This is a genomic window from Collinsella aerofaciens, from assembly GCF_015554145.1.
Lineage (GTDB): Bacteria > Actinomycetota > Coriobacteriia > Coriobacteriales > Coriobacteriaceae > Collinsella > Collinsella aerofaciens_AA.
Map to the genome: position 1 here is coordinate 56324 of NZ_JADNHZ010000011.1, position 21117 is coordinate 77440.

Genomic DNA, 21117 nt, shown 5'->3' on the forward strand with positions numbered 1-21117 from the left:
TCGGCTTGTTCCAAGGAGCGCCATTCTGCTCTGATCATTCCATCGCTTATGGTCATTGATAGCTCACTTTCCATTCATCATCCAATAGAAGCGATGCCGCGGCATGCTTCGTGCTGGGTCTAGCCATTGGGTTGCAACTGTTTCAGCCCACACGCCTGTCTTAGACGTATGCGAAATCTACAACGGTCTTGCCGTCGGCCATGAGTTGCTTGGAGGCAGCCAGGGCTGCAAGGTTGTCGATACGCTCCTGTTTCAAAAGGGTCCCGAGACGGGTCATAGGGTGATACGGCATCGGATTGGGTTTGCTTTCGAGAAGTTCGGCGGTTCGGTACTCGATCGCATCAGCGTAATCCTCCAGGAAGTCCCAGGCCTCGTCTACCGGCAGCATCGTATCGCGCTTGGGGTTCTTCCAGTCTTTTACCGAGCGACCTGTAATGCCCAGCCCCATTGCAATCTCTGACGTCGGCACTCCCAAGATATCTGCCCAGGCGGAAAACTCGGCCTTCGGATCGAGGTCGGGAAAATCGTCCAGGTGCTGCTCGATCCATTCATCATCGCGGCACGCATAGACAAATGAGCACTCTATATCCTTAGCCTCAAGTTGGTCGGCAACGAGATGACTCGCTAGTTTGTAGAGGCCCATCGGTTCGGTCTCGGGCAGATCCTCGTCGCGATACCAGCGAAGGATATGTCGGCCGAACTTCTCGGCAGACTCATTCGCTTCATTCAGGCAATGCATTGTAAGGTTTCCGAGCTTCTCGGTTTGGTCGTAGACCCAATCAAAGGCGTCCTTGACCGGAACGCAATCGAGTTCGGGGTCGAGCCATTTGCGCACGCTCGACACGCGGACATCGATGCCTCGTGCGAGGTCTTCGGGCTTGAGCCACAAGTTATCGAGCTGGGCCTGCATTGAACATTTGAAGTCGAACATAATCGTTCCTTCCTGTAGCGGGGTCGCATGACTCATTGCAGTCATGCATTTTGTCTAATTCTATCAGTACGATAGCGAACCAACTCCACTCAAATCGGCGCTAATTTTCCTATGGCCATATATAGGAAATGGATGGGGAGGGCATCGCCCTCCCCTATTTGGTGTCGGTCGCTATGCGCAGGATGCGATGCGGTCGCCTTGACCGAAGCCGTAACCGTCCTGCCTGCCGGCATCCTCGATTGATGAATCGGAGGAGACGGTAATGGGGCGGGGCTTCATCTTTTTGCAGTTCAGTTCGTCATTCATGTAGCGGTTGACGCTCTCGGGCACCACAATCGCCAAGGCCATGGTCTCGTCTTGCTCGAGCTGCTCGCGGTAGGAGTTCTCGAGGCCCTCGATGAAGCCGAGGCAATAGCTATTCTTTACACCCGCGCGGCGCCCAATCTTGGTTCCATCCTGCTCGAAACGTTTGTCGCAGAACTTCTTGAAACACGTCTCAATCGCGTGCTTGGTGGCGCGGAAACAACCGGCTGCGACCGTGGCGTCCTGGCTTTCACCGACAAAAACGAAACGGCTACCGGTCACGGTGTGACGACCGCTCCAATAGTCATATGCGCCATGGCTCGTCTGCATGTAGTAGCGGCAACGGTAGTTCTTCGCGATAACGTAAGCGAGGACCTTGACCCACTCCGGTACGCGCTTGCCGAGGTCTTCGGCAGACTCGTTGACCTCGGGGACATCGTCGTCGAGGTCGATATCGTCGATGGTCATGTTGTTCGCGGCAAGGAGGCGCTGGAGGGCAAGGGATGCCGCCCTAGCTTCGCCCTCGGAAGTCGCGCCATCAATCATGGCGAGAATCTTCTTGAGCTTGGAATCGATAGGGTTCATGAGGTATCTCCCTTCGGGTGTGCGAAACGCCTTTCGTTTCGCTTATTGGAATATAGTATAGTTGAAAACGGGCGGAGATACAAGGGCTATCTAAGACAAATGACTTTAGAAAGCTCGGTCAACTTAATGTTGGCGTAAGGATCCCAATCGCGTATTTCATCCTTGCGAAGAAGAAATCTCTCAAGCCGGTCTTGGGCTCTCTCCTGCACTTCGCGTCGATTGTATCCGTAAGCCTCGCAAAGGTCTCCAACGATATCGAGGGTCTCCCGCCTCTCGGTCGCGCGTCTTTCGATATCGCGGAGCATCGCATAGTCCAGTTCAATCCCGTAGAGCTCATCGCCCAGGAGCTTTATCAGGTCATTTTTCTTGAGAACAAGCATTGGTTTTGAATCGTCCTCCTCAATTCATGCGAAGCGTCACAACGAGAAGAGACGCCGGCGTGATTTAATCGGCTGCGTCACTTCCAAATTGAGGTCTAATACAGGTCGGCTGCTCGGAATTGGGACTCGGCGAGCCAATAGCCGGCCGTGTGACCGAGGTTCTCGGCGGCCTGCTTGGCGATTTCCATGGCACCCTGCTTTGCCGCCTTACGGGCAACCTGATCGCCTGCATCGGCAGCTAGCCAGCTATCGGCGATACAGTTTGCAATCTCCTCGATGTAGTCCTGTTTGTTCATCAGTCATTTCTCCCCGCCGGTGTGCGGAACGCCTTTCGTTCCGCTGTTAACATATAGTATAGTTGAATATGGGGAGGATTTCAAGATCGATTGGGGAAAATAGCATGAAAAAGGCGATCGGATACGATCGCCTTGAGTCGCTAAACTATGCTCCGAAAACAGGCAAGTTGTCGATGTTATCGGTGTCGTAGCCCGTGTACACGTCATCCTCGTCCGTCACGTAATACTCGAAGATATCGGAATATCCAAACCTTTTCATATCGGACTCAATCCAGCTCATAATCTCGTCTGGGCAGGGCAGGTGTCTGGCTTTGATAACCATGCTGTAATCATCGGCAAAACCGACTACGATGAAATAGACCCCATCATAGGTAGCTGGGGTGACAAAATCACCGCGCAGATACAGGTCACGTTCGCCTTTCTCTCGTTGCCCCATCAAATAGTTCTCTGCCTCTTCCCAGTCCAGGAACTGAAAGTCGTTAACCTGTTCGCCTTTACCGTTGACTAATGTAACCATAGGGGTATCTCCTTCCGATTTGCAGGACGCTCTTCATCCCGCTCGCTTAAGTATAGTATAGGTGAATATGGATTGGGATACAAGATCTAACTGGGAAATGATACGGAATAAACGGCTTTAGGAGCCTCCCTTTCCGTTCTATTGCGCTTGTTCTGCTAAGGAGGCCAGTACGATTTTTAGGTTCTCTCCTTTCAGCTCTTTTTTGGCTATCGAGCGGAAGTCCTCGGTATAGTCGGGGTCGCTCCCGCTGCGCCAGTCCTCTGGCATCTCCTGCCAGGTACTCTCATATTCATCTGACGTGCAATCGTCTATATAGAAATAGAAACCGTTCGTGTCTTTCAGCGCACGCATGGTCTTATCAAGATCTGCGTCCTCAGACATATCCAAATCAAAGAACCATGTCCTGGTCTCGGTGTACATCACGGTCTTCTTCATTATCGGTTCCTCTCAAGGGGCTGGAAACTTATGTGATCGCTATCGAACTAATGTAATTCCATTAGTTCGGTTCATTCTGATGTTCATGCCGTGACCGCATATGCGAGGCGGTCACGGGCAGAGGGGCATCGGATAAGCCGATGCCCTTTTCTCTCGATATCGGAGGAATGCCACTTCCTCAGCGCTCTCTATTCCCTGTCGGGATTATTTCGCTCGAAGCGGTGGAAAGCCTGAAAGACGGGGCTTTCCCCGTCTACGTCAGCTGTGCGCCCATCAGCAAGGGCGGCGGCGAGCTCCCTGACCCCATCAATGAGTTGATTTGCAGTCGAGACGCCATATAGGTCGTAACTCGTGAGGCAGTTCCATATCTCGAAGCGCTTATGCCATGGCATCGACGCGGTTTGACCTTCAACGAGCGCCGCGGCCTCGGATGCGATTTGCTCGCCGAAATCTTCGGCTGCAAAGGCGAGAAATGCGTCTCGCGTATCCGATACGAAATCCTCGGCTGTGTAGGTCGACGTCACGGAAAAATTGGCCTCCACAATACCGGTCTCGGTGTCCTTCGTCTCGGTAAGGATGCCGAACTCAAGCTCTGGGGCGGCTATATCCTCGAGGCCGCGTCGGTTGCAGAATACGACTTCGTGTCGGTAGATGGTCTCCGCCAGGCGCTGGTACCCGCGAAGCTCTCGCCTCGCAAAGTTCAGGCTCGAGCGAAACTCGCCGCTTCCAAAAGCCCCGCTAACCTCCCGATCACCGATGAATGCCGCCGCCAAATAGCTCTTTGTAGCCATATTGAGTCCCTTCTACTAAGGCCTGCGAAACGCCTATCGTTGCGCTAGTTGCATATGTCAAAAGGCAGGCAATCTTTCGACCACCTGCCTTTTGGTTCCTACTGGTCTCGACGCTGGGCCATGAATTCGATATCCTCGACGACCACCTCGAGCTTGGTACGATGCTGTCCTTCCTTCTCCCACTGGGTGAAGCGGAGCTTGCCCTCGATGGCAATCTTGTCGCCTTTCTGCATGTGCTTGGAGACTGCCTCGGCGCGGGTTCCGAACATCGAGCAATCGACGAAATTGGGGTAATCCTCCCACTCGCCGGTCTGCGCGTTGCGACGGCGGTCGTTGACGGCGAGGCCGATCGAGAGGACGGGGGTACCGCCTGCGGTAGCGCGGAGCTCAGGGTCACGGGTGAGGTTCCCGGAAAGCAGAACGCGATTGATAGACATGGTGTTGTTCCTTCCACTAGGGTCTACGGGATGCCTTTCATCCCGCTTGCTGACATATAGTATAGTTGATAGTTGAGCTGGGCGCAAGATCAAATCGAGAAAAATTCGAAAAAGTTATGGGAATAATCGAATTGAACTCAAGGGTCCAAGGTTGTGTATCTAACGGAAGAGGGCGAGCGTTACCGGTCGCCCTCTAGGTTATCTATGCAGTCTTCGTGTGTCCTGTCTATCCAATCACAACGCACTTGGGAACACGGTAGTAAGCGCAATCCTCGTCAGTAAGAACTCCGACGAGATCGGCAAAGGACGTGTATCCATCGTTTTTCTCCGGGTCATTCGGTGTGAAAACACGGGGAACATAAATCATGTTGCCCTCCGCATCAGTCGACAATCCAACGGGCATCCTCGCGATAGACTTGTCGATAGAAATCAATTCGTTCAGCCTGGACATCAGCTCACGCACCGTCATAGGACGGATCAGGCCGCCGTCCACCCTAGTCACGTACCTGGAAATATCGTTCGTGTTGGTCATTTGGAGCTTCCTTTCCGGTGAGTTGCGGAACGCCTTTCATTCCGCTTGTTAACATATAGTATAGTTGTATTTCTGACGGGATGCAAGATCTGTTTGGGAAAATGGCACGGAAGCAGCGGCGGAAATCGCCGTTGCTTACAGTACGTCCTATTCGCTTTCGCACAGCGATTTCAAAACCATATCTCGAGCCTCTCCCTCGAGTTCCCTATCCGCGACCTTTCGAAAATACTCGGTAGCGTGATCGCAGCATGTGCGTTTTTCGCCTGCTGATAGTTCATCCCACTCGCTCTTATATTCATCCTCGGCGCGGTCGGTTAGATAATAATTAAAACCCTCGGTTCCAACCAATGCCGACAATGCCTCCTCGACCTGTGCTCCCTCGTCAACATCGAGCTCAAAGTACCAAGAACGAGTTTCAGTGAACTTAAAGACTTTCTTCATGCCGGTTTCCTTTCCAATATATGGCGTTCACGGAGATGGATGAGAACCCACTAAACCAGATGCCCTTTAAAACTCCTGTATCTGCCAGAGGTCGATTAGGGTGTCCAAGACGGCGATTTGGTCTTCCAGAATATCCAAGTCATGCTCAACCTTCTGGTATATATACTCCCCAAAATCACGGTCCTTGGAATGCAACCTGACCTCAAGCAAAAGCCCGATTCTCTCCATGGCCAGACGCATGCGCTCGTAGTTCACAAGGATGCGATCTCGAAAAACGCCCTCCTCGGGTTCCTCAAGCACTTTAATCTTACCGATCATGCGATGCGCCTCGTGGTTCAAGCCTCGAACCCTGGCAATCGTCTCGATTTCCTTTCGATTCGGTTGCATCATATCCTCCTTTTACCCGTGTGCACCAGAGCGCACATGGCCTTCAATCTACTCGTCGGTTCCGAACATCAAGGCACCGATACCTGCGGTGTAGCGGGAATCGAACCAGCGCCAGACACCTTCGACTAGCGGTTCGCCCTGCTCGAAGATGAACCAATCCGTCCCCAAAACGCCGTCCGGCTCGTCAGGGGTGTAGTCAATCGGAACGTTTCCCAGCTCGCGCCATTTGCGCTCGAGAAGTTCATCCGTGTGGACAGTCATTGGGTACCTCCAAAAGGGTTTGCCGGATGCCTTTCATCTCGCTTGTTGGCATATAGTATAGTTAAGTATGAGCAGGGATGCAAGATCGGTCAAGGTAAAAGACACGAAAAAAGGCGATCTCGCAACCGCCTTTTGTTCGGAGCTAGCTGTTATCCTTGAGAACCTCCACAGCTTCGTAGATGATGGCCGAAATATAATTGCCGAATCCGGTCATCTGATTGCCACGGAAACAATGCCTCGGCAGGCGCTCGAGGTGCGCGGCGAGGCATTCAAGGTTCTCGATTTCATTCGCGCGAATGAGACGCTTCTCGGCTTTAGACAAGGATTCTTCGAATTCAAGGTTCTTGTCCCTCATGAGCGTGTCGAGATCATAGCCTTCACCGGGCTGGCTCGCCAAATATTCAGCCGCTTCCTTGCATTCCTTTGCAACCTCATCCAGGCTCATCATTTCCTCAGTCATTGTTGTTTCCTTTCTCTGTAGGGTAAGAGTCGATAAGGTGGGAAGCGCCGTTGCACTCCCCCTGTCGGCGGTTACAGCGAGCAGCGGTAGGCTTTGACCACTTGGTTGGCGCACTCGATGCCGTATGCGGCAATAGCCCAAGAGATGGGCAATACGATGCAGTTCAGATAGAGGTAGTAGAACTGGCTGAACCATGCACCGAAAGCAAACGCCGCCGCGCCGATGATTGCCATGACAATCCTCGGGAAGTAGAAGAGGAAGTCATCGAATTTGCGATCCATAGGGTATCTCCCCTCCGGGTGTGCGGAACGCCTTTCGTTCCGCTTGTCGCCATATAGTATAGTTGAATATGGGCAGGGATGCAAGATCAAAATGAGAATAATAACAAAGAGATTTACAAAAAGGGCATCCATTAAAGGATGCCCTTTTGAGTATCACTATATGTCAAACTGTATATCTCAAAGGAAACTGATGCGGTTCCAGGGCAGGTAGCGCATGACGCAGATGCCAATCACGCTGTCCTCGGATATCGGGCCGAAATAGCGGGAATCTGCGGAGTTTTCCCTGTTGTCTCCCATAACCCAGATTTCGCCCTCGGGGATCTCATAGGGATAGGATATCCGCTTTCCCTTCCCGAGGTACAGCGGATAAGAATCGCCCTTCGCGTAATCCTCCGTGATTTTCTTCCCATCGATATAAACCGATCCGTTTTTCATATCGACCGTCTGCCCGGCGCAGGCGACAACACGCTTACATAGGACGTCTTTCTCGGAGCCCTTCTCGGGGTTCTCGAAGACGATAACGTCCCCCGCAGAAACGGTGCCGCCCAGCTCCAGGGTGATTTTCTCGGCCAGCACGCTATCGCCGACTTGAAGCGTATCGCACATCGATTCGGTAGGGATGCTGAACGGCTCAATCACGAACGACCTTATCAATAGAACCGTTGCAATCGCCGCCAGGATTATCGCGGCGTAGATAACGGCGCCCCATGGAATAGGCAGGCGCGTCTCGTTTCCAGGCTCTTCCAAAACAACCACCTAGTCCATAAGGCCTTTCATGCCGATTGCAGTCAAGCCGCCTGAGCCCGTGCTTTGCTTTAAGGCGCTCTCCACCACCTGTTTCTCATTGAGGTAGCTGGCCGAGTCGGCCGGACAGCGACCGCAATCGTCCTCAACATCCGATTCATGGAAATAGACATACGTTCTCCGAGCCATGACCGAAGGATGCATCCTATATCCAACGGCATCCGATTTTGGCGCGAAACCGCGATTGAGCCACTGGTTCAGCGTGCGGAAACTCGCCCCCAGGTCAGCAGGAAGGTGGTTCTTGATCGGGAGCTCATCCTCCGCATTGGCAGTCACGTCGCGCCCCATAAAAGTCACCGTTGTGTACATGTATGAATCTCCGTTCTGAAATCAAATCAATTTACTTTCGTCGCTTCGCCCGTGGCGTAATCAATCCTGTAGCCGGGCTGCACGTTATAGCAGTAGACGTCGAAATCGATGCTCTTCCCCTTATCCGCCAAGGAGTACGCCTGGATGCGGACGCCGCGTGCGACCAATTCGCCGTCACGGAAATCGGGGGTCACCTTGTAGTAAACACGCCCGCCGCCGGCAAAGATGAAGTCACTCACCCGCATCTCATAGGGCAGCATACCCTCGACGTTCATATAGCGCGTCCCCGTAATCAGATTGCGCTTCTCGGCGTTCAAGCCGGACAGGCACCAGGCTACCAGGTGGCAACGGTTGTACAGGTACTTGCCGTCCAGGGAATCATCGCGAACCGTGTGCCAACCGGAGGGTCTCACCATTCCAATCGAGCCGCGCTTCTCCCCTCGTTCGGGAGCCGTCTCGAGGGAGATGACCATCTCCGCGGAGCCGCATCGACCGGTCGAATCGAGATCCGGGAGGACTGGATCGGAGGGCGCCGATTTAGCAGATAGGCCACTCGTGTCCGAAAGGGCTACCGAGGGGTTGCCCGTGTATTCGGGAATCGAAATCGGCTGGCCTGCAGTTGAGGTTCCATCAGAAGTCTGAGGAGCCGTGACAAACTGATTGGCAGTGGAAACACCGAAGAATCCAGCGCCTTGAGCCAAAAACGAGGTGCCTACGGCAAAGACAAGTGCGATGCCGAACTCTAGCAACCGCCTGACTTTCGAGTTAGAGATTTTCACGGGCGCCGCTCATTTCAGTTGGTCGGGTCATTGGTCTCGCATCCTTTCCTATCGATAACTGGATGCGTCTCCCCGACCTACTGCGCGGCTCTTCGGCAGGGCAACGCCTGCCTGCAATTCCGACGCAGCACGAAATGTCCTTCCGGAACTGCGTCTAGTCTTCTCCTGTCCGATGCGTCTTGGGGAAACGCATTAACTGACGTTGATTTTAGCACAGGAAAACGGTGCGCCGTCAGCTTTCGTTGGAGATAACGGTCTGGCGATAATACGTACCTATGAAATCATGGGCCATAAATGCCGTGGCGAGGGTCAATCCTGACAATCCTAATAGGGTTGTCAAACTCTTTCGCGAGGGCGAAACTTTGGGCGGTGCCTTTGCTCGTACCGTCCCAAAAGGCAATGACGCCGCGCTCGGCAAAGGTCGAGATGTAGGCATGCATCTCGCGGTTCCTAACGTAACCTGCTCGTTTCCCATATCGGGACCAATCAGCAGGGAAAATCTGCAACGGGTAGCCATGACTATGGGCATAGCGCTCGGCCAGCGCATCGGCGCCCGAGCATCCGCCCGAAACAATCTCGATATCGGTCTTGTCGGCGAGAAGGGCATCACACTTCGCCTTGAAAGCACCGTAATCGGTATAGCCCCTGCTCCCGACTATCAGGCAATGGAATGTCATTTGGAAACATCCCTCCTTATGGGATTGCGGGACGGAAGACGTCCCGCTTCAGACATATAGTATAGTTAAATACGGGCAGGGAAACAAGATCAGTACGGCAAAAGAACATCAAAAAAGGCGATCTCACGACCGCCTTAGAAAAACGCCCGATCACGCTGCCGACGCACTAAGAGAAATCATACTCACCCTGGGTGATGCTACCTTGCGGGACGTGTATTCGTGTCTCCTGCCTGCTGAAAGACAACTGATTGCGCGACCATTCGCCAACTATGGGCAATGCATAGTTTAAACGGACGATTTCATAGCTATTGACCGTCTCGACTCTCGCATCCTCGGCGTCCGCGTCCTCGTACACTACCACCGTTTTGGCAGGGTAGCATCTTCTCCGATAGCCCCCATCATCTTGCTTCACCATCAGGACGTACTCATCGGTTGAGGTAAGGTATCCGAAAGAAAGCGCCGTTGCGCCCGATAGGCTAGATTCCGTCTTGAGCGACGCAAGGGAGTGGGTCCCTGCAACCTCAGTTTTCTCCCCAGCCGATTCAATACTTGTCGGAACTAGAGCCTGAAACAGAACGCAGATGATCGCACCCACGGCAACGACCGATGCGATATATATGCGGAAACGTCTATCGGATGATTTTGAATCGGGCGCGAGCAGACTAAGTAAACTGACTGCGCAGACGAGAATCAGTGCAAGAAATACGTATCTAAACCAATTCATCCGCGCCCCTATCGCTCGGGGTCCATCTTGCGTTCCATTGACGAGTCAACAGAATCCGCGCGGTGTCCTCAGCATCGTCTATCGAGTCGGCAATGCCGTCTGGGCCAATCATGTGCATGTTACACTCGCCACAGTTCATTATCATGCGGACGTCGTAGACAGTAACGCCGTCCGTGTCATCTTACATATCTACGTCGTAGCGGCTCGGTTCTATATCAGAGTTGCCGCAGAAAGGGCATGGGAGTATATCCAAGACTTTCTCCTCTCAACAGGGTCTGGATTGGGAGACAATCTCCCGCAGACGTTTGGAAACGTCGTTTCCCGTCCCGCAGATAGACTTGCCCTCCCAGTAGACCACCGACGTTATCGATTCAAGGTATTCGGCAAGGTCGATGAGCTCGGCGGGGTCGACGACAACGGCATCGCCATACGAGCCGCGAATACGATTCCCATCATCAGTACTCAACATTTTCCAGTCCATCCACTATCTCGACAAGCCGACCATCCTCGTACCTGTAGGCCATATATCTGCAGCACCACTCTCGCCAGGCTCGGTAAAACGGTTGGCTATTCTGCGAGTCAGCCCAGCCGCAGAAGCCTATGAAGCCGTCGGAGTTGAAACTCACCGCCTCGCGACCGTTCCACTGACCGGGACAGTCGATTTTCAGATATGCCTTAGCAATGCCGCCATCGGGGTTCATCTTGTAGCAGAGGCTATCGTTCTTGCGCCGAGGAATCGTGTAGCGCGGAGTCTTACCCTTGCGACATGATTCGGCACACTCGAGAGCGATATATCCCTGAAGGGCATCGAGGTCATATGGCTCGATGTCCGCATACGTCAATTTGAGGATTTCCCATAAGTAGCGACATTCCTGAGATGTCATGGCAGACGGACTATCCAACATCATGGCTTCAGAACTATCCAATATCATTTTCCTACCGTCTTCTCAATCACTCGACCGCAGATGGGGCAGTGGCGGTAGGAATGGGCACCGTACTTCCCCTCATCGTGGCCGCATTTGTCGCAAATCCATACGCCAACCCGCTCGCGGACGTATCTACATGTCTGCACGTCAATCTTGTCGGCTAAGTCTCTTGCGGCACATTGCTCGACCGCGGGGTATTCCTCGTTGTAGTACTTCACGTCCAAGCCGAGAGCTTCGGCGAGGTCGCAAAGGTCCAGCAGGCCTCGTCGGTCCAAAGTATCGCCGTCCGATATTTCCTCGAAGACTGCGTCCGAGACTGCATAGCGGAGGGACATGGCGATATCACTACGAATCTGCCTTTGGAAGCCGGAATCACCTACAGGGCGATCGATATAGTCTGCAAGCGTGAGCGCGTCGCGCCTCTCAAAAAGGAGTTCCCCTTCGGCATTGTGGCATTCAATGCCCAGCTTAGACAGTGCAGCGGCGACATTGACGTATTCACTGACAGGCTTGGGACCTGCAAGGGCAAGGGAACGGAGCGCACCGGCCATCTCGCGGTTCACGTTGATTAGGTTATCCATATGGGGTCTCGATTCTATTTTCAGTCTTGACGGGCTTTAGTGCCGTCCGGAATTACCTGAAAAAGCGTCCCTTTGGGGGCCACGACCTTGCGTCCGCAGTAGGGGCAGCTCTTTATGAGTTCGACCCTCCATCCGTTCTTGCAACTATCATCGGGCAGGCGAACCTTGCCGAGCGGGCCGTCCGCCCCGCAAGCGGAGCACGTGAAGTGTCCGGTCTGCGGCCCGTTGAGGTTCTCGCAGGTGCCGGGGTCAATCAGGTTCGCAAGCATGCCCAGCGTATCCTCATCGGTAAAGGGCATCTCGTCGGCGACCGTCTCCTCAATGATGCCGCCGATTGCAGCGGGAAAGATGGGTATACCCGCCGCGAAATGACAGTGCGAGTTGTGGCGGAGCCTTGCGGCGAAGTGGATTCGAGTGTCTAAATCGGGCAAATGCGCGGGCGATTCGTAGATATTCATTTCGACTACATCCTGTCCATTGGAACGCTTGGGGAACGTTCGCATTAACTATAGTATTATAGCTAAATATCTGCACGAAAGTCGGCAGAGCGTAAATCTTTCAGATTTACGCGGTGAAACGAAACTATAAAGCCGAGGGGTCGCTACCTCGCGGCTGGAACTCGGATGCCCACCACGGCTTATCGTTCGTGCTGTTGTTGGGATGAAGAAAAGAGCGATAGACCTCAAGCTCCCACTGCCTGCGATCCGACTTCGCCACCGCATCAAGAATCAGACCGGTGGCAAGCGCCAGGGCGCAGAGAAACATCAAAGCCGCGGCGAGAATCGCAGTCGGGAAACGCAGCACAATGCCGGTAGCGACGAACTCATGAATGACAGGGAGACCCAGCGCCATTCCAACAATGAAAAACAACAGCGCGACCAGGGAAAAGAACCTCAGGGGTCGGTAGTCCTTGAAAAGTGTGCCGACCATTGCGACGACCTTAATGCCGTCGGACAGGGTATTCAGCTTCGACTCCGATCCCTCGGGTCGGTCCCGATAGTCAATCGGAATACTTTGAATGCGCCAACGGCGGTCAACGGCGTGTATGGATAGCTCGGTCTCAATCTGGAAGCCGCCTGAAAGAACGGGGAACGTCTTGACGAAGGGCTTGGACATGGCACGGAAACCCGTCATGACGTCGGCGTATTCGTAGCCGTAAATCCACTTGATCATGGCACGAACCAAATCGTTGCCAAAGCCATGGAACGCACGCCTATTCTCCTTGGCGTACGTCCCGTTAGACAGCCTGTCCCCGACCACCATATCGGCTCGTCCGCTTAGAATCGGTTCGCAAAGGGCTCTCGCTGCTTGAGCAGGGTAGGTATCATCGCCGTCCACCATGAGGTAGCAGGCGGCATCGATATCGCGGAACATCTGCCGGCAGACGTTCCCCTTGCCGCGGCGAGGCTCGAATCGGACGGTCGCGCCGTGCCTCATCGCGATCGCAGCCGTTGCATCAGTCGAATCGTTGTCGTAGACGTAGACAGTCGAGGCTGGCAGCTCGCGTTTGAAATCTTCGACCACCTTGCCGATGGTCAGCGCCTCGTTATAGCAGGGAATGATGACTGCAATCTCGTCTTGATCCACCCAGAACACTTCCCTATTTGATATCGAGATAGACACACGGAGAACTCCATGCGCCGCCCGCGCGAGTTGCGATGTCAATATAGCTGCGCTTTGAGCGGATAACCTCAGCCTCGGCTATATCGAGCGGCAGGCGAAATAAATCCTCGTGGTCGATATAGGCCGAGCACCTCACCCGTCCGCCAGCACGGATAATCACGAGTTCGTACACCCTGGTCTCATGTCGGCAGTATTCGATAACGGTCATAATCAGCCTCCTTTAACTTCCCTATTTGATATCGAGATAGATGCATGGGGCATCCTCTAAGCCGCCTAACCGGTTCGCGATGCGAATCCAGCCGCGCTCTGCGCCGACAACCTCGGCATTGGCTATATCGGGCGGCAGACGTAATAAATTCTTGTGTTCGATATAGGCCGAGCACTCCACCCATCCGTTAGCTCGGATAATCACGAGATCGCGCCACTTGGCCTCTTCGCGGCAATACTGGATAACGGTCATTTAACTAACCTTCCGAAAATTTCGCCCGCAAATCGGGCAATAGTTGATGGGAATCCATGCACGGTCGATATCGTTGTCGTGGGACATCGTCAAATGCGCCCCATGCGGGTCACTGACATCGAGCGTGAGCCCTATCCCGTCAATCAGGTCCATGTCCCCGCTGACGGTATCGATATCGCCCAAGGGCTTGGGATTGTATGGGGAGCACCACGGGCAATATGAGCCGAAGACACCGCGTGAGGTCCGCCAAGTGTTGTAGCTGTGGTTCACCATCCGATACAGGAGCTCGGAGGCGGGTGCGGTGCGAAAGCTCCCTGCGCCGATGCTGAGATCGAATTTCTTTCGCAGCCGACCCCCAGCGTCTGGACAGAATACCGCTGCGCCATTGGGGAGTCCCATCGTCTGGTAGAGTGATTCGGCGAGACTCTGCGGACAGACAAGCCAGTTTGCATCGCCCCGGAACGTCAGGCCGTGTCCGCTCTTGAAATCGGCCATGCATGATTTGACTTCAACGAAGACGAACTCACCCCGCTCTATGGAAGATGGGGTCGGCGATGAGCGTCCGGGACTGAAACTTTCAGGCTTGAAAGCGACGAAATCAACGCGGTGGTCATCGTCCACCCAGACCTCGGACGCCACCAGCGGGTACTCACGGCGCAGGCGGGCCAATACGCGCTCGGACAGACAGCTCGTGATGTTATCGCGTTGTCTCATTCCATGCCTCCCAATCCGTTTAAAAACCGGCGGGGCCGGTATAACGCGTATTCCAGGTTTTCAGGGCGGCAATACAGGCGTTGTACTCGTCCTCGCCCTCGATGCGGGGGAAGATATCGGTCGGACTTGAATTGGGTTCCATTTTGATATCGCTTTCTATAGGGGAACGGCTATCAACTTGCGCCCCAACGCATGCCGTCTCAGTGGGTGGAGCGGCGCGGTAGGATCGGCTGCGTGCGATTAGATGCTGAAAACGGCTCCGCAGCCCAAGCAGTATGCGGCGAAGCGGGTGTGATATGGGATGCCGGTACCGCAATTCGAGCAGGAGGAATGCCCGTTTTTCGACACGATGGTCGCCGTCGGGCGGGCGATATATGCCGAAAGAAGCTCATAGCAGCTGCGCTGGCTCATGGGGTCGAAATCGTTATCGCAGGTCTCCTGCAGGATGTCCTCAAGGGGACGAGGAGCGGAGTTCGATTCGGATTCCTCTTTGAGGACCTCTGCGAGTTCAAATCGGTCGCTATCGGAAATATCGACAGCAGTCAGCTGACTCATATCGGATCACCAATCTTTTAATAGGGGTAGGGAAATTCGCCGGTATGCCCGGCGCGGTGGACTCTATGGCGTGTCGAAGACCATTGTCTGTAGGGAGGGTGAAAAGGGGGTGTGGGGAGTAATGGAATTCAACAGAGTCCGCCGCGCCGAGCATGCCGGCAGCTATATGACGAGGGGGCTGCGGCGCCGTCTTCCACTCAGGCACGTATCACATAAAGGAAGGAAAGGAGTCAAACAAATGGGGTGTCGGGAAAGCGTGAAACCCGATCCGTGAAATAGAATCGATCAAATACGAGGGAGACGACGCCGCAGCCCCTTCGCCAGCCAAGGACAAAGGAGTAGGGCCATGGCGACGGCATAGCCTGATATGACCGCCGCGAAATAAAGAAATGTCGCAAGCAGGGACATGTCCTAGCCCTTGGACGCGGGGAGATGCTCGATGATGTAATCACGCTGTCGGCAACCGAGACCCTTGACTCGGCGATTCGGGGAGATGCCGGCTTGAGCCATGAGCTGGGTGGCCTTCATCTTGCCGATACCGGGGACGGCGATCAGCAGGCGAACCACGGGAATACGCCAGTATCTGGGATCAGCGGAAGCCTGCTCGAAGGTGACGGAACCCTGGCGAACCAAGTCAAGCAAGGCTTTGCGTTCCTTTCGGACGGCTGTAGCCTTCTCAAGGTTCGCGCGGCGCTGTTCATCGGTCAGAACGGGCAGCTTGTTTGCAGAATCGGACATAGGGTCACTCGCTTTCGAATAAATCTTGGTATTGCTCGGGCGTCAACTCGCAGATGAACGCCTTGATTTCGGCGCGGTTCTTGCGAGAGACGGTGATAAAGGCATAACGGGGAGTCTCAGGGTCATCGGGATTGGAGGCGGTCGCTACCGCGAGCAGCTGACCTGCGTGCCGCAGGGTCTTGGCGAGCGTCTTCATCCCCTTCGGAATGAGAACGTCTTTGGGCTCCAAGACCCGCTCGACCTGCCAATCCTGATGCGAGGTTCCGGTAATATCCTCAATCTCGTCCATTTAAATCCCTTCCCTATCGAGTTCATCGAGTGCTTGGATGACGATATCGGTCGCTATCGCCCAAAGATCGCGCATGCGGATGTGGTGGGTGACGGCTGCGACCTTCATGCGGTCTACCGCCTTGGAATCAATCTTGAAGGAGACCTGCGTCTGGCGTGGGAAATCCCCCGCCGCATACTCCTTGGAGTAGGCCGCCTTGATTGCAGCCGCCATCCCCTTCACGCATTCATCGCCAAAGGGATAGGGGCCTGTCGATTTGGCAGTTTCCGCAGAGCGTACGGACGGACTCCCCGAACGCCGGCTCAGCATGGCACGCTTCGCGTCGGCCGTGAGGTCCATGCGGTTCTTCGATGGCGCGCCCATGGCTATTCGCCGCCCAGATATTCGTCCACAAACTTGCGGAACTCGGCCACGGCGGCATCGTTGGGGCGGAAGCCGAACAGCGGCTCCTTGTTGTTCGCCGCGTCCTCAATCGCCTTGTGCTTCATCGGACGCGCCGCGTAGAGCTTCGTATGGCCAAGCTCGGCGATCGCGGGAAGCTGCTCGTCGGCGGCTCGGGATGCAACCTCGTCCTTGCTGTACTTGTTGAGCAGGATGCCGTCGATATTGAGGTCGGGGTTGAACGCATAGTCGGCTTTGATGGACTCGACGAGATCGTAGACGTTGCCGAAACCGTTAATCGAGAACATCGACGGCTCGGTTACGATAACCACGTCATCTGCCGCGACGAGGGCGTTCAGGGTCGAGAGACCGAGGGACGGGGGGCAATCGATAACGATGTAGTCGTAGACGTCCATCGCAGGTTCCAAGGCTCGCTTCAGGCGAAACTCGCGGCCGAGACCTTGAGAGAGGACCGAATCGAGGTCCTTCATCGCGATATCGCCGGCGATAATGTCGCACCCGTCCATGAACTGGACGCAATCAGAGAGGAATGTCTTGGGCTTCTCGAGCAGATTGAAGACCGTGGGGACGGCAGGAGCGGTCTCGGCCTTCATCCAAGTCGTGATGTTCGCCTGGGCATCCATATCGATCAGAAGAACGTTGAGCCCGCGCTCGGCCATGCCCTCGCAGAGGGCCTTGCTCGCGGTGGTCTTCCCGACCCCGCCCTTATTGTTGATTACTGCAATCGTCCTTGCGACCTGCGCCACGCCATCGGCACCCATCATCGGACTCCCTTCGGATTCGTGCGACCCCGAACGGAATTGCGAACATAGATAGCCCAGGTGACGGGCGGCGTGCCGTCCGTCACCTTGCGACATTTATAGATGTCGCGTAGTCATCTTCCTGTCCGTCATCCAGCGCTTGGGGTACGCTTTTGACTTAACTATATGATATCAGCCTATCGGCATAATGCAAGCATTATCTGAGAATTATCGGCGCGTCGTTAGTATTTGCGTGGGGTGGGTCACATCGCAAAGAAAAGCCCCCGCAACCGTTGTGGTCGCGGGGGACAAATGATGCGGGTACTATAAGCGATACGGGTGCGTCCGTGAAGTTAGAAGAATATGAGCCAGACCGTGCCCAGGAGCAGGGAAATATATCCTGCGGTCGTCACAAGGAGGTCTAAGAAGGCAAGGACGGTTACCGTGTTGATCTGTGCCGTACCGCGGGGAGCCAAGCTCGTAGCGAAACCAAACAAGGGGTAAATCGCGCAGACCAGGCAGATGGACTCAAGCCCTACCGTCAACAGGGGGTTCACCGCCACCAGCTGCTTTTGGTGCAGCACTCCCATCAGGACGGAAACGATGACGAATGCCAACCAAATCAGAAAGACACCCGCTTTGATGCCCTTGATGTCCACTATCCATGACAGGGGTGTCATGCAGCCAAGGATGTCGAGCAACAAGGCCGAGGCGATTAGATGGATGACCATCAGTCCGTCATGCCCTCGGCGGGGTCAGCATCGGTGTTGGGATTCGAGATCAGACCATTCAGCAGGGACGGCAGGTCGATCCCCGTGCTGTCCTTCAGGCCAGATGCGACCTGGTCGACAATCGAGGTGGTCTCCTTTACGAGCTTCTGGGCGTTGCCAGATCCGTACATCTTGATGGAATCAACGGCGGTGAGGGGCTTCGCGACCTGCTCGGCCACCTTGGGCATGATGTCGATGTAACGGTTGGCGAGCAGATAGGGGTTCTCCATGCCGTTGTAGGCCTGGGCTTGGGCCTTCACGCCGGCAGCGATGCCCTCTCCCCTACTCTTCTCGGACGCGCCGTCAGCCTCGCCCTTCAGACGCGTGGCTTCTGCCTCAGCGGTAGCCTTCGCCTTGATGCCCTCCGCGTCCTTCTGGGCGGAATACAGCTCGGCATCAGAGGCGTTCTGGCGCTCGATACGGGCGGCTTCGGCCTGCTTCGTGCGCTTGTAGAGGTCGGCTTCGGCCGCCTGCTCGGCTGCATAGCGGTCGGCCTCGGCCTGCTTCTTCACGGTCGCGTTCAACTCACGCTCCCTGACGTCCGCCTGGCGCTCGGCGAGCTCGACCTTCTTGGTCTCCGCGGCGATTTCGGCCTCCTGCTGGGCGATATAGAGCTCGCGCTGCTTCTCGGCCGTCACGGTGGCCTTCACCATATCGGCCTCGGCCTTCGCCTTGTCGGCCTGCTTCTTGAGGTCGGCCTGCTTCAAATCGAGCTGGTTCTGGCGAATGGCGACCTCCTCGGCCGCCTTGATCTGCGCCAGCTCGGCCTCCTTCTTGATCTCGGCAGCCTGATCGGCACCCATGGAGCGGATGATGCCCTGGGAATCGGAGAAGTCCTGGACATTGAAGGTACGGAGCTCCAAGCCGAGGTTGGCGAGGTCGTCCTTGGAGCCGTCGAAGACCTTGGCATTGAAGCTCTCGCGGTCGCGCATGAGCTCTTTGAGATCCATCTGGCCGATGACCTCGTGCATCTTGCCCAGCATGACCTCGGTGACCTGGCGGGTCATCTCCTCCTTGTCCATGTTCAGGTAGTTTTTGGAAGCGGTCTCGATCAGCTCGGGGGTCTGGCCGATCTGGAAGTTGGCGACCGCGCAGGCGTGGATGAGGATCGCATCCTGAGTGGGGATTTCGTTCTCGGTGGTCAGCTGCACCTGTACGGCACCGAGGGAGAGGGTGTCGACGCGCTGAAGGAGCGGGATAACGAAGGTGCCCTTACCGGAGACGCTGCGCATCTGCCCGAATCCAGATACGATCATCAGTTTGTCCGGTGGGCATTTGCGCCAGCAGCTCTCGAACACCATCGCCACGACAAGGATGCCGATGATGATGGGGAGCAGGTTGAAAATTACAGATTCGAAGAACATGCAGCTTCCTTTCTTCAAGGGCGGCTCTGACAGGGCCGCCCGGTGATAAACAGTTGCTTGTGAGGGGAATTACGCCAAGAGTTCAATCAGACGTGCGAGCATCACGACAAGCGCGGCAATGCAGGAGAGAGCGCCGAGTGCGAGCGAGAAGGTCCATACACCGTGCAGGATCTCGTCCAGCTCGTAAGGGCTCAGGCTATTGAACCCGCCGCCGTATCTCATCCAGATATCCCGAAGTTTCTCGATAACGTGCATCTATCGCTCCTGTGAAACTAGAAGGTGTTCGGGCTCAGAATGCTTCACGATTATTCGCCGGCCGCGCTCATGTTCGTGAGCAACTGGTGGGTCCAAAACCACTGCCAGTAGGCATTGTTCTGGCGTTCAGCCGCCTGGGATTTGGCAGAATCTGCCTGCGCGTTGTCGGCTTGCTCTTGAGCCTCATCGGTTTTGACGGAATCGGAATCGGTCGGCACGACCGGGAAATCGGCTCCGACCTTGGCGGCGTTGTAATCGACAAGGGAGACTTCATGGTCTGCCTCGTATCTCCCGTTTCGGACGGTCACGTAGTAGCTTTTGGCTGAACCCGATGAGTCGATGTATTTGCCCTGGATGCTCCCCGCCTGCGTGCGCTCGAGCTGGAACGAATTGTATTCGCTGTCGCCAAAGTCCCAAATCGCAAAGAGGAGTAAACCCACTCCTATTAGAATCGTGAAATAAATAATGCCTTCGATTGCCGTCTGCACGCGGACAGAGCATTTAAAATCCATTAACCCTTGCCCCCCTTAGAACGGGATATCGTCATCGAAGTCATCGACGACGGGAGGCGTCGGGGCTTGCGGGGCAGGTGCCTGCGCGGGCTGAGCTGCGGACTGTCGAGTTGCCAAGAACTCGATGTTAGCGACAATCAAATCGAGTTTGGAATGTCGCTGGCCGTCCTTATCCCATGTCGAGTAACGGAGCTCGCCTGCGATTGCGACTTTCTGTCCCTTCGCGAGATAGCGCGACAGGGCTTCGGCACGTTTGCCGAAGATGGTGCAGTCGATGAAGTTGCCCCTTTCGTCCCACTCGCCGGTCTGCCTGTTTCTAACCGAGGTGTTGAACGCCAGGGTGAATGACAGGAGTTGCGTGCCGCCTGCGGTCGTACGCAACTCGGGAGGTCGCGTCAGGCGGCCGGTCAGGGAAACGTTGTTGATATCGGACATGTCGGTTCCTCTCTCGAAACGCTAATCGATAAGGTCTGCGATGAAGTTCGCACGCTTCGCGCGGCCCGCATGGCTTTGCGGGCGGCTGTGGGATGCCTCGATTCGGCGCACTGCAGTGGAAATCTGGTCGGATATACAGGTACCGCTCGAGATATCGGCATAGCGGACGCTCACGACGAGGCCGCGCTTGTGGCCGCTCACTCGGCGTCCGATGAAAAATGCAGGGTACGCTTGGGTAATCTGCATGCGCACGGTCTCCATGCCGCGTGCTTTGAACGGTGACGGCATAGCGACATCCACGACCTCGCCTACCAGCGACTGAACCGCCTCATGGACGAACGTACCGTCATTGTGCGGCTCGTCCTCGAAGTAGAACATTCGGCTTCCTATAGGTTTTTCGCTTCGCAAAAGGGCGGAGGCGGA

The 21117-nt window shown here is 55.2% G+C and carries 38 protein-coding genes; all 38 read right to left on the reverse strand.

Features of this window, described 5'->3' with window-relative positions:
• Nucleotides 1-160 precede the first annotated feature (160 nt).
• Nucleotides 161-931 (reverse strand): hypothetical protein, encoded by a 771-nt coding sequence (locus I2E13_RS05905; protein ID WP_195404489.1) that lies wholly within the window; start codon nt 929-931, stop codon nt 161-163.
• Between the two features lie 171 nt (nt 932-1102).
• Nucleotides 1103-1819, reverse strand: a complete 717-nt coding sequence (locus tag I2E13_RS05910; RefSeq protein WP_195404490.1) for a DUF2786 domain-containing protein — start codon at nt 1817-1819, stop codon at nt 1103-1105.
• 86 nt (nt 1820-1905) lie between these two features.
• The gene (locus I2E13_RS05915) at nt 1906-2199 is read right to left on the reverse strand and encodes a hypothetical protein (protein WP_195404491.1); all 294 of its coding nucleotides are present in this window, start codon (nt 2197-2199) and stop codon (nt 1906-1908) included.
• Nucleotides 2200-2294: 95 nt separating this feature from the next.
• Nucleotides 2295-2495, reverse strand: a complete 201-nt coding sequence (locus I2E13_RS05920; RefSeq protein ID WP_195404492.1) for a hypothetical protein — start codon at nt 2493-2495, stop codon at nt 2295-2297.
• A 145-nt stretch (nt 2496-2640) separates the two neighbouring features.
• Entirely contained in the window at nt 2641-3012 is a 372-nt protein-coding gene (locus I2E13_RS05925) for a hypothetical protein (RefSeq protein WP_195404493.1), read from the reverse strand.
• Nucleotides 3013-3150: 138 nt separating this feature from the next.
• The gene (locus tag I2E13_RS05930; protein WP_195404494.1) at nt 3151-3447 is read right to left on the reverse strand and encodes a hypothetical protein; all 297 of its coding nucleotides are present in this window, start codon (nt 3445-3447) and stop codon (nt 3151-3153) included.
• Between the two features lie 188 nt (nt 3448-3635).
• Nucleotides 3636-4238, reverse strand: coding sequence for a hypothetical protein (locus tag I2E13_RS05935; protein WP_229057851.1), 603 nt, complete (start codon nt 4236-4238; stop codon nt 3636-3638).
• A 98-nt stretch (nt 4239-4336) separates the two neighbouring features.
• Nucleotides 4337-4675, reverse strand: coding sequence for a single-stranded DNA-binding protein (locus I2E13_RS05940; protein WP_195404495.1), 339 nt, complete (start codon nt 4673-4675; stop codon nt 4337-4339).
• 226 nt (nt 4676-4901) lie between these two features.
• Nucleotides 4902-5207, reverse strand: coding sequence for a hypothetical protein (locus I2E13_RS05945; protein WP_195404496.1), 306 nt, complete (start codon nt 5205-5207; stop codon nt 4902-4904).
• 147 nt (nt 5208-5354) lie between these two features.
• The gene (locus I2E13_RS05950) at nt 5355-5648 is read right to left on the reverse strand and encodes a hypothetical protein (protein WP_195404497.1); all 294 of its coding nucleotides are present in this window, start codon (nt 5646-5648) and stop codon (nt 5355-5357) included.
• A gap of 66 nt (nt 5649-5714) precedes the next feature.
• Nucleotides 5715-6035: a hypothetical protein gene (locus I2E13_RS05955; RefSeq protein WP_195404498.1), complete on the reverse strand. Its 321-nt coding sequence runs from the start codon at nt 6033-6035 to the stop codon at nt 5715-5717.
• 48 nt (nt 6036-6083) lie between these two features.
• Nucleotides 6084-6296 (reverse strand): hypothetical protein, encoded by a 213-nt coding sequence (locus tag I2E13_RS05960; RefSeq protein ID WP_195404499.1) that lies wholly within the window; start codon nt 6294-6296, stop codon nt 6084-6086.
• A 142-nt stretch (nt 6297-6438) separates the two neighbouring features.
• Entirely contained in the window at nt 6439-6756 is a 318-nt protein-coding gene (locus tag I2E13_RS05965; protein ID WP_195404500.1) for a hypothetical protein, read from the reverse strand.
• A gap of 71 nt (nt 6757-6827) precedes the next feature.
• Nucleotides 6828-7037: a hypothetical protein gene (locus I2E13_RS05970; RefSeq protein WP_195404501.1), complete on the reverse strand. Its 210-nt coding sequence runs from the start codon at nt 7035-7037 to the stop codon at nt 6828-6830.
• A gap of 177 nt (nt 7038-7214) precedes the next feature.
• Complete coding sequence (gene lepB / locus I2E13_RS05975) at nt 7215-7784, reverse strand: signal peptidase I (RefSeq protein WP_195404502.1); 570 nt, start codon at nt 7782-7784, stop codon at nt 7215-7217.
• Between the two features lie 9 nt (nt 7785-7793).
• Nucleotides 7794-8150, reverse strand: coding sequence for a hypothetical protein (locus I2E13_RS05980; RefSeq protein WP_195404503.1), 357 nt, complete (start codon nt 8148-8150; stop codon nt 7794-7796).
• 26 nt (nt 8151-8176) lie between these two features.
• Nucleotides 8177-8929, reverse strand: a complete 753-nt coding sequence (locus I2E13_RS05985) for a DNA/RNA non-specific endonuclease (RefSeq protein WP_271817606.1) — start codon at nt 8927-8929, stop codon at nt 8177-8179.
• Nucleotides 8930-9210: 281 nt separating this feature from the next.
• Nucleotides 9211-9606, reverse strand: coding sequence for a DUF2493 domain-containing protein (locus tag I2E13_RS05990; protein WP_195404504.1), 396 nt, complete (start codon nt 9604-9606; stop codon nt 9211-9213).
• A 989-nt stretch (nt 9607-10595) separates the two neighbouring features.
• On the reverse strand, nt 10596-10799 hold the full coding sequence (locus tag I2E13_RS05995) for a hypothetical protein (RefSeq protein ID WP_195404505.1): 204 nt from the start codon (nt 10797-10799) through the stop codon (nt 10596-10598).
• Entirely contained in the window at nt 10786-11256 is a 471-nt protein-coding gene (locus I2E13_RS06000) for a hypothetical protein (RefSeq protein ID WP_195404506.1), read from the reverse strand. The genes I2E13_RS05995 and I2E13_RS06000 overlap by 14 nt, the downstream gene beginning before the upstream one ends.
• Before the next feature lie 2 nt (nt 11257-11258).
• The gene (locus tag I2E13_RS06005) at nt 11259-11837 is read right to left on the reverse strand and encodes a hypothetical protein (protein ID WP_195404507.1); all 579 of its coding nucleotides are present in this window, start codon (nt 11835-11837) and stop codon (nt 11259-11261) included.
• Nucleotides 11838-11857: 20 nt separating this feature from the next.
• Nucleotides 11858-12295 carry a hypothetical protein gene (locus tag I2E13_RS06010; RefSeq protein ID WP_117758945.1) on the reverse strand — a complete coding sequence of 146 codons (438 nt, stop codon included), beginning with the start codon at nt 12293-12295 and terminating at the stop codon, nt 11858-11860.
• Nucleotides 12296-12419: 124 nt separating this feature from the next.
• Entirely contained in the window at nt 12420-13424 is a 1005-nt protein-coding gene (locus I2E13_RS06015; RefSeq protein ID WP_271817607.1) for a glycosyltransferase family 2 protein, read from the reverse strand.
• A 13-nt stretch (nt 13425-13437) separates the two neighbouring features.
• On the reverse strand, nt 13438-13668 hold the full coding sequence (locus I2E13_RS06020) for a hypothetical protein (RefSeq protein ID WP_117843576.1): 231 nt from the start codon (nt 13666-13668) through the stop codon (nt 13438-13440).
• Between the two features lie 21 nt (nt 13669-13689).
• Nucleotides 13690-13920, reverse strand: coding sequence for a hypothetical protein (locus I2E13_RS06025; protein WP_195404508.1), 231 nt, complete (start codon nt 13918-13920; stop codon nt 13690-13692).
• On the reverse strand, nt 13921-14634 hold the full coding sequence (locus tag I2E13_RS06030) for a hypothetical protein (protein ID WP_195404509.1): 714 nt from the start codon (nt 14632-14634) through the stop codon (nt 13921-13923).
• Between the two features lie 19 nt (nt 14635-14653).
• Complete coding sequence (locus I2E13_RS11080; RefSeq protein ID WP_267472476.1) at nt 14654-14776, reverse strand: hypothetical protein; 123 nt, start codon at nt 14774-14776, stop codon at nt 14654-14656.
• A 98-nt stretch (nt 14777-14874) separates the two neighbouring features.
• Nucleotides 14875-15189 (reverse strand): hypothetical protein, encoded by a 315-nt coding sequence (locus tag I2E13_RS06035; protein ID WP_195404510.1) that lies wholly within the window; start codon nt 15187-15189, stop codon nt 14875-14877.
• 411 nt (nt 15190-15600) lie between these two features.
• A complete protein-coding gene (gene mihF, locus I2E13_RS06040) occupies nt 15601-15927 on the reverse strand; it encodes an integration host factor, actinobacterial type (RefSeq protein WP_195404511.1) in 327 nt (108 codons plus the stop codon).
• Between the two features lie 4 nt (nt 15928-15931).
• Nucleotides 15932-16216, reverse strand: a complete 285-nt coding sequence (locus I2E13_RS06045) for a hypothetical protein (protein WP_195404512.1) — start codon at nt 16214-16216, stop codon at nt 15932-15934.
• Complete coding sequence (locus I2E13_RS06050) at nt 16217-16579, reverse strand: hypothetical protein (protein ID WP_195404513.1); 363 nt, start codon at nt 16577-16579, stop codon at nt 16217-16219.
• Nucleotides 16580-16581: 2 nt separating this feature from the next.
• Nucleotides 16582-17382 carry a ParA family protein gene (locus I2E13_RS06055; protein WP_195404514.1) on the reverse strand — a complete coding sequence of 267 codons (801 nt, stop codon included), beginning with the start codon at nt 17380-17382 and terminating at the stop codon, nt 16582-16584.
• A gap of 329 nt (nt 17383-17711) precedes the next feature.
• The gene (locus I2E13_RS06060) at nt 17712-18089 is read right to left on the reverse strand and encodes a hypothetical protein (protein WP_195404515.1); all 378 of its coding nucleotides are present in this window, start codon (nt 18087-18089) and stop codon (nt 17712-17714) included.
• On the reverse strand, nt 18089-19492 hold the full coding sequence (locus I2E13_RS06065) for a flotillin family protein (RefSeq protein WP_195404516.1): 1404 nt from the start codon (nt 19490-19492) through the stop codon (nt 18089-18091). The genes I2E13_RS06060 and I2E13_RS06065 overlap by 1 nt, the downstream gene beginning before the upstream one ends.
• Nucleotides 19493-19561: 69 nt before the next feature.
• On the reverse strand, nt 19562-19747 hold the full coding sequence (locus I2E13_RS06070; RefSeq protein ID WP_195404517.1) for a hypothetical protein: 186 nt from the start codon (nt 19745-19747) through the stop codon (nt 19562-19564).
• A gap of 50 nt (nt 19748-19797) precedes the next feature.
• Nucleotides 19798-20259 (reverse strand): hypothetical protein, encoded by a 462-nt coding sequence (locus I2E13_RS06075; protein WP_195404518.1) that lies wholly within the window; start codon nt 20257-20259, stop codon nt 19798-19800.
• 15 nt (nt 20260-20274) lie between these two features.
• Complete coding sequence (locus tag I2E13_RS06080) at nt 20275-20694, reverse strand: single-stranded DNA-binding protein (protein WP_195404519.1); 420 nt, start codon at nt 20692-20694, stop codon at nt 20275-20277.
• Between the two features lie 21 nt (nt 20695-20715).
• Nucleotides 20716-21072 carry a hypothetical protein gene (locus tag I2E13_RS06085; protein WP_195404520.1) on the reverse strand — a complete coding sequence of 119 codons (357 nt, stop codon included), beginning with the start codon at nt 21070-21072 and terminating at the stop codon, nt 20716-20718.
• Nucleotides 21073-21117 lie beyond the last annotated feature (45 nt).

Bases quoted from the DNA above. Each gene is read 5' to 3' on its own strand.
- I2E13_RS05905 (WP_195404489.1), bottom strand. From the start codon at position 931: ATGTTCGACTTCAAATGTTCAATGCAGGCCCAGCTCGATAACTTGTGG.
- I2E13_RS05910 (WP_195404490.1), bottom strand. From the start codon at position 1,819: ATGAACCCTATCGATTCCAAGCTCAAGAAGATTCTCGCCATGATTGAT.
- I2E13_RS05915 (WP_195404491.1), bottom strand. From the start codon at position 2,199: ATGCTTGTTCTCAAGAAAAATGACCTGATAAAGCTCCTGGGCGATGAG.
- I2E13_RS05920 (WP_195404492.1), bottom strand. From the start codon at position 2,495: ATGAACAAACAGGACTACATCGAGGAGATTGCAAACTGTATCGCCGAT.
- I2E13_RS05925 (WP_195404493.1), bottom strand. From the start codon at position 3,012: ATGGTTACATTAGTCAACGGTAAAGGCGAACAGGTTAACGACTTTCAG.
- I2E13_RS05930 (WP_195404494.1), bottom strand. From the start codon at position 3,447: ATGAAGAAGACCGTGATGTACACCGAGACCAGGACATGGTTCTTTGAT.
- I2E13_RS05935 (WP_229057851.1), bottom strand. From the start codon at position 4,238: ATGGCTACAAAGAGCTATTTGGCGGCGGCATTCATCGGTGATCGGGAG.
- I2E13_RS05940 (WP_195404495.1), bottom strand. From the start codon at position 4,675: ATGTCTATCAATCGCGTTCTGCTTTCCGGGAACCTCACCCGTGACCCT.
- I2E13_RS05945 (WP_195404496.1), bottom strand. From the start codon at position 5,207: ATGACCAACACGAACGATATTTCCAGGTACGTGACTAGGGTGGACGGC.
- I2E13_RS05950 (WP_195404497.1), bottom strand. From the start codon at position 5,648: ATGAAGAAAGTCTTTAAGTTCACTGAAACTCGTTCTTGGTACTTTGAG.
- I2E13_RS05955 (WP_195404498.1), bottom strand. From the start codon at position 6,035: ATGCAACCGAATCGAAAGGAAATCGAGACGATTGCCAGGGTTCGAGGC.
- I2E13_RS05960 (WP_195404499.1), bottom strand. From the start codon at position 6,296: ATGACTGTCCACACGGATGAACTTCTCGAGCGCAAATGGCGCGAGCTG.
- I2E13_RS05965 (WP_195404500.1), bottom strand. From the start codon at position 6,756: ATGACTGAGGAAATGATGAGCCTGGATGAGGTTGCAAAGGAATGCAAG.
- I2E13_RS05970 (WP_195404501.1), bottom strand. From the start codon at position 7,037: ATGGATCGCAAATTCGATGACTTCCTCTTCTACTTCCCGAGGATTGTC.
- I2E13_RS05980 (WP_195404503.1), bottom strand. From the start codon at position 8,150: ATGTACACAACGGTGACTTTTATGGGGCGCGACGTGACTGCCAATGCG.
- I2E13_RS05990 (WP_195404504.1), bottom strand. From the start codon at position 9,606: ATGACATTCCATTGCCTGATAGTCGGGAGCAGGGGCTATACCGATTAC.
- I2E13_RS05995 (WP_195404505.1), bottom strand. From the start codon at position 10,799: ATGTTGAGTACTGATGATGGGAATCGTATTCGCGGCTCGTATGGCGAT.
- I2E13_RS06005 (WP_195404507.1), bottom strand. From the start codon at position 11,837: ATGGATAACCTAATCAACGTGAACCGCGAGATGGCCGGTGCGCTCCGT.
- I2E13_RS06010 (WP_117758945.1), bottom strand. From the start codon at position 12,295: ATGAATATCTACGAATCGCCCGCGCATTTGCCCGATTTAGACACTCGA.
- I2E13_RS06020 (WP_117843576.1), bottom strand. From the start codon at position 13,668: ATGACCGTTATCGAATACTGCCGACATGAGACCAGGGTGTACGAACTC.
- I2E13_RS06025 (WP_195404508.1), bottom strand. From the start codon at position 13,920: ATGACCGTTATCCAGTATTGCCGCGAAGAGGCCAAGTGGCGCGATCTC.
- I2E13_RS06030 (WP_195404509.1), bottom strand. From the start codon at position 14,634: ATGAGACAACGCGATAACATCACGAGCTGTCTGTCCGAGCGCGTATTG.
- I2E13_RS11080 (WP_267472476.1), bottom strand. From the start codon at position 14,776: ATGGAACCCAATTCAAGTCCGACCGATATCTTCCCCCGCATCGAGGGC.
- I2E13_RS06035 (WP_195404510.1), bottom strand. From the start codon at position 15,189: ATGAGTCAGCTGACTGCTGTCGATATTTCCGATAGCGACCGATTTGAA.
- mihF (WP_195404511.1), bottom strand. From the start codon at position 15,927: ATGTCCGATTCTGCAAACAAGCTGCCCGTTCTGACCGATGAACAGCGC.
- I2E13_RS06045 (WP_195404512.1), bottom strand. From the start codon at position 16,216: ATGGACGAGATTGAGGATATTACCGGAACCTCGCATCAGGATTGGCAG.
- I2E13_RS06050 (WP_195404513.1), bottom strand. From the start codon at position 16,579: ATGGGCGCGCCATCGAAGAACCGCATGGACCTCACGGCCGACGCGAAG.
- I2E13_RS06055 (WP_195404514.1), bottom strand. From the start codon at position 17,382: ATGATGGGTGCCGATGGCGTGGCGCAGGTCGCAAGGACGATTGCAGTA.
- I2E13_RS06060 (WP_195404515.1), bottom strand. From the start codon at position 18,089: ATGGTCATCCATCTAATCGCCTCGGCCTTGTTGCTCGACATCCTTGGC.
- I2E13_RS06065 (WP_195404516.1), bottom strand. From the start codon at position 19,492: ATGTTCTTCGAATCTGTAATTTTCAACCTGCTCCCCATCATCATCGGC.
- I2E13_RS06070 (WP_195404517.1), bottom strand. From the start codon at position 19,747: ATGCACGTTATCGAGAAACTTCGGGATATCTGGATGAGATACGGCGGC.
- I2E13_RS06075 (WP_195404518.1), bottom strand. From the start codon at position 20,259: ATGGATTTTAAATGCTCTGTCCGCGTGCAGACGGCAATCGAAGGCATT.
- I2E13_RS06080 (WP_195404519.1), bottom strand. From the start codon at position 20,694: ATGTCCGATATCAACAACGTTTCCCTGACCGGCCGCCTGACGCGACCT.
- I2E13_RS06085 (WP_195404520.1), bottom strand. From the start codon at position 21,072: ATGTTCTACTTCGAGGACGAGCCGCACAATGACGGTACGTTCGTCCAT.